8 protein-coding genes and 1 pseudogene are annotated in these 8,644 nt (G+C 64.1%); 4 read left to right on the forward strand and 5 right to left on the reverse strand.

Annotated elements, in window-relative coordinates; translation table 11 throughout:
* Positions 1 to 41 precede the first annotated feature (41 nt).
* Positions 42 to 1,382, reverse strand: a complete 1,341-nt coding sequence (locus tag ADADOO_RS15965; protein WP_511278497.1) for an MATE family efflux transporter — start codon at positions 1,380 to 1,382, stop codon at positions 42 to 44.
* A 178-nt stretch (positions 1,383 to 1,560) separates the two neighbouring features.
* On the opposite strand from ADADOO_RS15965, the gene paaK reads away from it, so the two are divergent.
* Positions 1,561 to 2,856, forward strand: coding sequence for a phenylacetate--CoA ligase PaaK (gene paaK / locus ADADOO_RS15970; RefSeq protein WP_511278498.1), 1,296 nt, complete (start codon positions 1,561 to 1,563; stop codon positions 2,854 to 2,856).
* Between the two features lie 3 nt (positions 2,857 to 2,859).
* Here the strand turns inward: paaK and ADADOO_RS15975 are convergent, their stop codons facing one another.
* Positions 2,860 to 3,561, reverse strand: a complete 702-nt coding sequence (locus tag ADADOO_RS15975; RefSeq protein WP_511278499.1) for a fumarylacetoacetate hydrolase family protein — start codon at positions 3,559 to 3,561, stop codon at positions 2,860 to 2,862.
* Between the two features lie 114 nt (positions 3,562 to 3,675).
* Here ADADOO_RS15975 and ADADOO_RS15980 point away from each other — a divergent pair, with 114 nt between their 5' ends.
* A complete protein-coding gene (locus ADADOO_RS15980) occupies positions 3,676 to 4,713 on the forward strand; it encodes a type IV pilus assembly protein FimV (protein ID WP_511278501.1) in 1,038 nt (345 codons plus the stop codon).
* 100 nt (positions 4,714 to 4,813) lie between these two features.
* On the opposite strand, the gene ADADOO_RS15985 is transcribed toward ADADOO_RS15980, so the two are convergent.
* Entirely contained in the window at positions 4,814 to 5,560 is a 747-nt protein-coding gene (locus ADADOO_RS15985) for a Nif3-like dinuclear metal center hexameric protein (protein WP_511278502.1), read from the reverse strand.
* A gap of 13 nt (positions 5,561 to 5,573) precedes the next feature.
* Between ADADOO_RS15985 and ADADOO_RS15990 the strand changes: the two genes are divergently transcribed.
* Both ADADOO_RS15990 and ADADOO_RS15995 read left to right on the forward strand, forming a co-directional pair.
* Positions 5,574 to 6,728 carry a Do family serine endopeptidase gene (locus ADADOO_RS15990; RefSeq protein WP_511278503.1) on the forward strand — a complete coding sequence of 385 codons (1,155 nt, stop codon included), beginning with the start codon at positions 5,574 to 5,576 and terminating at the stop codon, positions 6,726 to 6,728.
* 61 nt (positions 6,729 to 6,789) lie between these two features.
* Positions 6,790 to 7,593 (forward strand): class II glutamine amidotransferase, encoded by an 804-nt coding sequence (locus ADADOO_RS15995; protein ID WP_511278505.1) that lies wholly within the window; start codon positions 6,790 to 6,792, stop codon positions 7,591 to 7,593.
* Here ADADOO_RS15995 and tatC read toward each other — a convergent pair whose 3' ends face one another.
* Positions 7,594 to 8,421, reverse strand: a complete 828-nt coding sequence (gene tatC, locus ADADOO_RS16000) for a twin-arginine translocase subunit TatC (RefSeq protein ID WP_511278504.1) — start codon at positions 8,419 to 8,421, stop codon at positions 7,594 to 7,596. It lies immediately after the preceding gene.
* Positions 8,418 to 8,644, reverse strand: a pseudogene (locus ADADOO_RS16005) (Sec-independent protein translocase protein TatB); the annotation flags it as partial. The gene tatC and the pseudogene ADADOO_RS16005, both read right to left, overlap by 4 nt.

An 8,644-nucleotide genomic window follows, 5' to 3' on the forward strand; every position in this document is an offset into this window, starting at 1 on the left:
TACCACAGACGCAATCATTCCCGGCAGCCCGAAATTCATAATTACAGGGCCGATTTCGTCGCCAGCACCACCTGACGCAACAACGGGAGCAGCATCGCCGCGGCAAGCAGCAGACTGAGCGCGGCGGCCAGCCAAAAACCGGCCACGCCGAGCGGTGTTGACCAGCGGTAACAGAGCCAGGCGCCGCCGAGCAGGCCGATGCCCCAGAAGCAGAAAATCTGCACCAGCATCGGCACAAAAGTCACCCGATAGGCCCGCAAGACGTGGCCGGCGATGGTCTGCAGGGCATCGAAAAATTGATAGATGGCGACATAGACGATCAGGCTCATGGCTACGGCGCGCACGGCTGGATCATCGGTATAAGCGGCAACCAGGGGTTCGGCGCTGAGCCAGAGCAGGAGGCCGACGGCAGAAGACGAGGCGCCGGCGAGGATCAGCCCGGCCCGTATCGTCGCCCCCGCCCGCTCCGCGTCGTGCGCGCCGACCGCCTGACCGACGGCGGCCATGGTGGCGATGCCGAGCGATAGCGGCAGCATGTAGATCAGGGCCGACAGATTGGCGACAATGCGATGGCCGGCCACCACCGTCGCCCCGAGCGAGGCGACAAAGAGGGCGATCAGTGTGAACGAGGTAATTTCGACCAGATTGGACAAGCCCATCGGCAGGCCGATGCGCAGCAGTTCGCGCCAAGTCGTCCAGTTCGGCGCCTGCCATCTGGAAAAGGGCTGATAACGCCGGCCGAGCGGCCCAAAGGCGAGATAGGCGGCAGCGCTGAGACAGGCCAGCCAGGCGACCAGAATATTGGACAGCGCACAGCCGGCGACGCCAAGCGGCTCGCCGAGCCAGCCCTGGAGGGCGAAGCCCCAGGCAAGGAGGGCATGCAAGGCCAGGCTGAACAGGCCGATGCCCATGAGCACGCGCGGCTTGCCGAGGGCATTGCAAAAAGCCCAGAAAGTCCGGTAGAACAGCGCGGCCGGCAGGCCCCAGGCGAGCAGGGCGAGGTACTCGCGAACCTTGGCGTCGACCGCCGAATCCATGTCGGCCATGCCGAGCACGGCGCCCGGATGGGTCAGGAACAGGATGCCCGGCACGGCGAGCAGCATGGCCAGCCAGAAACCTTGCTGAAGAATGCCGGCCACTGCGTCATCGCGCCCGGCGCCGTGCAGTTGGGCGACGACCGGCGACACCGCCTGAACAATGCCGACCAGCGCGAAGACGAGCGAAACATGGATGCCGCCGCCAATTGCCACGGCGGCCAGATCGTGCGAGCTGACGTGGCCAAGCACGGCGGTATCGACCACCATCATGCCGATGGAGGACAACTGGGCGATCAGGATGGGGAGGGCGTGGGCAATCAGGCCACGTGCGGCGGCGCGAAACATCGGGCGGGATTGTCGCATAAGGCGGCCAATTGGCCGGCTCGCCCGTTCCCACGGTCAACCGGGCTGACTACGGTCAACCGGAAAAAAGGGCCAAAATCAAAAACGGGCGGAGTTGATCTGCCTCAAGCGCCCTCCCCTGCTGCCGCTTCAGAATTTGCGGTTCCGGAGGGAGAGAATAATGAGCCTGGGCCTGCACGCCATCGAAAATGCCAGCCGCGACGAAATCGTCGCCCTGCAAACCGAGCGCCTGAAGTGGACGCTCAACCACGTTTACCAGAACGTGCCGTATTACAAAGCCAAGTTCGACGCTGCCGGCGTCCATCCCGACGACCTCAAGTCGCTGGCTGACCTCAGCAAGTTCCCGTTCACGACCAAGCAGGATCTGCGCGACAACTATCCGTTCAACATGTTTGCCGTGCCGCGCGACAAGGTGGCGCGGATTCACGCCTCAAGCGGGACGACCGGCAAGCCGACCGTCGTCGGCTACACGCTGAAAGATATCGACACCTGGGCCGACCTCATCGCCCGTTCGATCTACGCCTCGGGCGGACGGGCCGGCGACATCGTCCATGTCGCCTACGGCTACGGCCTGTTCACCGGCGGACTGGGCGCCCATTACGGCGCCGAACGGCTCGGCTGCACGGTGATCCCGATGTCCGGCGGGCAGACCGAAAAGCAGGTCCAGCTGATCTGTGACTTCAAGCCGAACATCATCATGGTCACCCCGTCGTACATGCTCAACATTGCCGACGAGTTCCGCCGCCAGGGCATCGACCCGCGCAGCACCGCCCTGCGCATCGGCATCCATGGCGCCGAGCCGTGGACCGACGCCATGCGCGGCGAAATCGAGCGCGCCTTCGGCATCGACGCCATTGACATCTACGGCTTGTCGGAAGTCATCGGGCCGGGCGTCGCCAACGAATGCGCCGAGAGCAAGGACGGCCCGGTCATCTGGGAAGATCATTTCTACCCGGAAATCATCGACCCGGCGAGCGGCGAGGTGCTGCCCGAAGGCAGCCAGGGCGAACTGGTGTTCACCTCGCTGACCAAGGAAGCGATGCCGGTCATCCGCTACCGCACCCGCGATCTGACCCGCCTGCTGGCGCCAACCTCGCGCAGCATGCGCCGGATCGGCAAGATCACTGGCCGCTCGGACGACATGCTGATCATCCGCGGCGTCAATGTTTTCCCGTCGCAAATCGAGGAACTGATCCTCAGGCAGCCCAGGCTGTCGCCGCACTACGTGCTGGAAGTCAGCCGCGACGGCCACCTCGACTCGATCAAGGTCGATGTTGAAATGAAGCCCGAGTTCCAGTTTGCCAGCGCCGCCGAAAAGGAATTCGTGGCGCGCGACCTGCAGCACCACATCAAGTCCTACATCGGCATCTCGGCCAAGATCGACATCGTCGAGGAAGGCGGCGTCGAACGCTCGATCGGCAAGGCCCGGCGGGTTATCGACAAGCGGCCGAAGTAGCCGCTAGACGATGCGGGCGCGCAGCGTGCCAACGCCGTCGACCCCTCCGGCGAGGCGGTCGCCCCGAAGCAGTGGCCCGACGCCGGCCGGCGTCCCGGTATAGATCAGGTCGCCGGCCTCGAGGCGAACCAGCGTGGACAGGTTGGCGACAATTTCCGCCACCTTCCACAGCATGGCCGAGAGGTCGCCCTCCTGCCGCAGCTGACCATTGACTGTCAGCCAGATGCGGCCAGCGGCGGGATGTCCGCTCACCGCCACCGGGCTAATCGCGCCCGCTACGGCCGACTGGTCGAAACCCTTGCTCATGTCCCACGGATGCGCCTTCTCCTTGGCCTTCGCCTGCATGTCGCGGCGGGTCAGGTCGAGGCCGACGGCGTAGCCGAAAATCAGGCCGTTTGCCGCGTCGACCGTCACATTCGCCCCGCCGGCGCCGAGGGCGACGATCATTTCGACTTCATGGTGAAGGTTGCTGGTCTGCGGCGGGTAGGCCACGCCGATTTCACCCTCCCCGCTGACCACCGCGTCGCCCGGCTTGGTAAAGAAAAACGGCGGCTCACGCCCCTCGGCCTGATCGAGAGCGCCCATCTCGCGGGCATGGTCGGCGTAATTGCGCCCGACACAAAAAATGCGGCGAACCGGGAAGCGCTGCCCGCTCCCGACAATCGGCAGGGTGGCGAACGGAGGCGGCGGGAAAGCGAGGTTCATGGGATGGCTCCACAGTCGATGGTCAAGGCTGAAAGTGTGCAACATTTCACCCGCGCCCGGCCAGCCCGGTGCTAAAGTTTTGCCACCCAAAAACCAATTGACATAGAACACCGGATGATCGCTTCACGACTGCTGCGCCACGGACTGCTCAGCGCGGCGCTATTCTCGGGCGCCGCGAGCGCCGTCGGACTCGGCGAAATTAACCTCCATTCGCGCATCGGCGAGACCCTGCGCGCCGACATCCCGGTCATCACCGGCGGCGAACCCCTCGATGCCGCCTGTTTCACCCTCGGCCCCGTTCCCGGCGCCGACTTGCCGGTGATCACCAGCGCCCGGATGCGGCTGGTGCGCATCGGCCAGGATTATCGACTGATCCTCACCGGCAGCAAGGCCATCGACGAGCCGATCGTCGTCATCAGCCTGCGCGCCGGCTGCGGCATCGATACGCAACGCGAATACGTGCTCTTGCCGGCGCCGCCGACGTCAGTCGGCGACCGCGCGCCATCCGACGAAGTCAGCGCGCCGATGCCGCACGAAATCCCGCCACGGCGCGCCCGGCCCGAGCCGTTCAGCGAGAACGAAATGGCCGACAGCGAGTGGCCAGACCGGCCAGCCGCCAGGCCCCGGCCGCCAAAGGCCCGGCCCGGCCCGACAGCGAAGGCCAGGAAGCCGCTCGCCCGCGACACCCTGGCCGGCCTCGCCAGCCATCAGGACCGGATCGTCCTCGGCGCCGCCCTCGACGACCTGCCGCCCCCCGGCGCCGGAGACCCGCTCGCCCCGGTCAATGCACTCGACGAGCGCCTGCTCAGAATGGAAACGACGCTGCACCTGCTCAATCAGGAAGTTGACAAACTGAACACCGCCGTCACGCTCAGGGCCGAATCGCGCGCCGTCCGGGAAAAGCTGCAAAACATGCAAACGCAACAGGCAACGCCCGGCGTCCTGGCCAACGCCCAGGCCACCACGCGGCACGCCCCGGTTCGCGCCAAATCCATGGCCGATGGCTGGCTCGAATTGCTGGCCGGCCTCCTGCTCGGCGGCAGCGTTTCAGCCGGCGTTGCCCATCTGGTCAGCCGCAGCCAGGACACATCACGCCGCTTCGACGCTCCGCCGCCGCGCATCGCCAAACCGCGCCGGCCGGCGCGGGTTTGACCGGACAAAACCCCGGGCGACCAAGGATCGCCTTCCAATTCAGCACGGCCGGCCGGCAGTCCCACGGTCAACCGGAATTTTTGGCCAAATTTGAAATCGGCTAAACCGGGTTATCGACATCGACGAATTCGCACGAAATACCAAAACGCTCCGCCAGATGCCCAGCCAGCGCCTGCACCCCGTAGCGCTCGGTGGCATGATGCCCGGCCGCCAGATAGGCCACCCCGCTCTCGCGGGCCAGATGCACGGTCTGTTCCGAAATTTCGCCGGACATGAAGGCATCGACCCCAAGCGCAATGGCCTGCTCGAAATAGCCTTGCCCCCCACCTGAGCACCAGCCAATCCGCCGAATCGGCCGGGCGCCATCACCGATGACCAGCGGTTCCCGCCCGAGAACGGCCGCCACCTTCACCGCCAGCGCCGTCAAGTCGGCAGGCTCGGCCAAGGTTCCCCGCCAGGCAATATCCTGCTCGCCAAAGCGGCCATCGGCCACCCAGCCAAGCCGGTTGGCCAACTGGGCGTTGTTGCCGAGTTCCGGGTGGGCATCGAGCGGCAAGTGGTAAGCCAGCAAATTGATGTCGTTGGCCAGCAACGTCGCCAGACGCTTGCGCCGGATGCCGGTGACCCGGCCGTCCTCGCCTTTCCAGAAATAACCGTGGTGCACCACAATGGCATCGGCCTCTCGCTCAAGCGCGGCATCGAGCAACGCCTGGCTGGCCGTCACGCCGGCCACGATGCGGCTGATCTCGGAACTGCCTTCCACTTGCAGGCCGTTTGGGCAATAATCCCGGAACTTTCCGGGCATCAACAGCCTATCCAGATAATTCACCAATTCTTCACGCTTCATCGAGACAATTTCCATGCAGAGGTTGTGGCTGATTTTTGCACAAACGGTCACCGTTGCGCTGGCCATTCTGTTCGTCGTCTCCACGCTCAAGCCGGAGTGGCTGCCGCAGCGGCAGGCGGTCCTGGCTGTGCAGGAAGCACCGGCTACCAGTGACGACGGCAAAGTCGCGCCGGCCGGCTCGTATCGCGACGCCGCCCGCGCCGCCCTGCCCGCCGTCGTGCACATCTACACGACCCAGGAAATCAAGCAACAACGTCACCCGCTGTTCGACGACCCGATTTTCCGCCACTTTTTCGGCGAGCGCCCGGAAGGTCAGCCGCAGCGCAACTCAGGCCTCGGCTCCGGCGTCATCGTCAGCCCCAACGGCTACATCCTGACCAATTACCACGTCATCGACGGCGCCGACGACATCCAGGTTTCGCTCAACGACAGCAAGACTTACAAGGCCAAGATCGTCGGCAGCGACCCGGAATCCGACCTCGCCATCCTGCAGATCAAGGCCGACAAACTACCGGCCATCACCTTCGGCCAGCTCGACAACCTGCGCGTCGGCGATGTCGTGCTCGCCATCGGCAACCCCTTCGGCGTCGGCCAGACGGTGACCATGGGCATCGTTTCGGCCCTCGGCCGCTCGCATCTTGGCATCAACACCTTCGAGAACTTCATCCAGACCGACGCCGCGATCAACCCCGGCAACTCTGGCGGCGCACTGATCGACGTCAATGGCAACCTGGTCGGCATCAACTCTGCCATCTACTCGCGCACCGGCGGCTCGCTCGGCATCGGCTTCGCCATCCCGGTTTCCAGCGCGCGCAGCATCATGGAACAGATCATCCGTACCGGCGCCGTGACGCGTGGCTGGATCGGTGTCGAAGCCCAGGAAATCACCCCCGAACTGGCCGAATCCTTTGGCCTGCCCGACAACGAAGGCGCCCTGATCGCCGGCGTCGTGCGCGGCAGCCCGGCCGACACGGCGGGCATCCGGCCGGGCGACGTCCTGCTCTCGGTCGGCGGCAAGGGCGTCAAGGACCCGCAGGTCATGCTCGACCTGATCGCCGCCCTGAAGCCGGATGAACGCTCGGCTTTCCGCCTGCGCCGCGACAAGAGCATCGTTGAAGTCCAGGTCAAGATCGGCAAACGCCCGGCCATGCGCGCCGAAAAAGAGTAAGCCATGTGCCAGCTGCTCGGGAAGACTGAGTACCCGCAACTCACACTGAGGGGTGTGTAAAATTTGCCAATTACTTGGCATGAATTGCAACGTGCCGACCGACATCTGCTTTTCCTTCAGCGGGTTCCAGGCCCGGGGCGGCGCCACGGATGTGCACTCGGACGGCTGGGGCATCGCCTTTTTTGAAGGCAAGGGCACCCGGCTCTTCCTCGACCCGCAGCCGTCGAGCACCTCGCCGGTGGCTGAATTCGTGCGCCACTACCCGATCCGCTCAAAGAACGTCATCGCCCATATTCGCAAGGCGACACAGGGAGCCATCGGGCTGGAAAACACGCATCCCTTCATGCGCGAACTGTGGGGCCGTTACTGGATTTTCGCCCACAACGGCAACCTCTTCGATTTCATGCCGCAACTCGACGGCAGCTTCGTTCCGGTCGGCCTGACCGACAGCGAACGCGCCTTCTGCTGGCTGCTGCAGGAGCTGCGCCGGCGCTTCGGCAACCATGTGCCGGAGCGCAGCGCGCTGTTCGATGCGGTGCATGAACTGACATTGAAAATTTCGGTGCATGGCGAGTTCAATTTCCTGCTCTCGAATGGCGACTGCCTGTTCGCCCACGCCTCGACCAAATTGAGCCACATCGTGCGCCAGGCGCCGTTCGCTCAGGCCCACTTGAAGGATCAGGACATCACCGTCGATTTCAGCGATGTCACGTCGCCGGATGATCGCGTCGCCGTCATCGCCACGTTGCCGCTGACGGACAACGAAGCGTGGGCCGATATGCCGCCGGGAACACTGTGGTGGTTCGAGGAAGGGGCGCCGGTCAAGACCTTGCCGACGCGACCGGGGCCGGTGAAAAAGCCCTGATCAGTGGTTGGACAGGTTGCGGAACTCTTCTTCCGCCTTGTCCATTTCGGCATCCATTTTTGCCGTATTTTCCGGGTTGACCGTGGCAATATCTTCCACCGGCGCCGGCCGCGACACCAGCCGCGAGGCCAGGATGCCCAGTTCGTAAAGCAGACACATCGGGATAGCCAACGCCAACTGGGAGACCACATCGGGCGGCGTCACCACAGCGGCCACCACGAAGGCACCAACGATGAAATACGAGCGCCACTCCTTGAGCTTTTCAACCGTCACCACGCCCAGCTTGACCAGCATGACGAGCGCCACCGGCACCTCGAAAGCCAGACCGAAAGCCAGGAACATGGTCATCACGAAGGACAGGTAGGCTTCGATGTCCGGCGCTGGCGTAATGCTTTTCGGCGCAAAGCTGGAAATAAAGCTGAACACCTGCCCAAACACGAAGAAGTAGCAGAAGGCCATGCCCGACACGAACAGCAAGGTGCTGGAAATGATCAGCGGGATACCGAGGCGCTTTTCGTGGGCATAAAGACCGGGGGCGATAAAGGCCCAAACCTGGTAAAGAATGAACGGCAAGGCGAGGATGAAGGCAACCATGGCCGTCACCTTGAGCGGCACCATGAACGGCGTGATGACGCCAATGGCCACCATCTTGGTGCCTTCCGGCAGGGCCTTGGTCAGCGGCGCGGCGAGGATGTCGTAGATTTCACCCGGCCCCGGATAGAGACAGAGAACACCAAGGACGACCGCGATCGCAATCAGACTGCGGATCAGGCGATCACGCAGCTCAACCAGATGGGAGATGAAGGAATCTTCCTGGGGTTCGCTCATGCCGCCGGCTTGCCCGTAGTTTCAGCGACCGGCAGGGTTTCGGTCAGCGAGGCAGCGGTCGATTGCAACTCGGCCACCGCTTCCTGGGCCGGCGCCTCGATCGCGCTGCGCGCCGTTTCGTATTCGCTGCGCACTGAGCTTTCCAGTTCGCGAGCTGAATCGGAAACCTGGGATTGCAGTTTCCTCAACTCGTCGAGTTGGACTTCACGGCTGATGTCGGACT

This window comes from Azonexus sp. (assembly GCF_036170495.1).
Classification (GTDB): domain Bacteria; phylum Pseudomonadota; class Gammaproteobacteria; order Burkholderiales; family Rhodocyclaceae; genus Azonexus.